This is a genomic window from Faecalibacterium sp. DFI.5.82, from assembly GCF_029076575.1.
Classification (GTDB): domain Bacteria; phylum Bacillota; class Clostridia; order Oscillospirales; family Ruminococcaceae; genus Faecalibacterium; species Faecalibacterium duncaniae.
Genome location: NZ_JARFIS010000717.1, coordinates 1 through 302, shown reverse-complemented (window position 1 = coordinate 302; position 302 = coordinate 1). Strand labels below are relative to the sequence as shown.

At 66.9% G+C, this 302-nt stretch carries 1 protein-coding gene; it reads right to left on the bottom strand.

Features of this window, described 5'->3' with window-relative positions:
• Nucleotides 1–103 precede the first annotated feature (103 nt).
• A partial coding sequence (locus P0G09_RS18590) for a saccharopine dehydrogenase C-terminal domain-containing protein (protein ID WP_275253410.1) occupies nucleotides 104–302 on the bottom strand: 199 nt, incomplete at its 5' end.

Below are 302 nucleotides of genomic sequence, written 5' to 3'. Positions count from 1 at the left end.
CGGGCTTCCTCCCGCAGGTCGCAAGGGGTGGGCAGGGCAGCCAGTGCAGCCGCAGAGAGGTACGCCAGCCCCGCAAAGGGCGGGCGGGTGTCGGCCAGCCGCATCAGTCCACCAGAGCCGGGACGTGGCTCTCGGAGCGGGGCAGGCCGTACTTGTCCAGAGCATCCAGATACGGGTCCGGATCAAACTCTTCCACAGTGTGCACGCCCTTGGTGGTCCACTTACCGGTCAGCAGCATCAGTGCGCCGCACATGGCAGGCTCACCGGTGGTGTAGCTGATGGCCTGAGAGCCGACCTCCTTG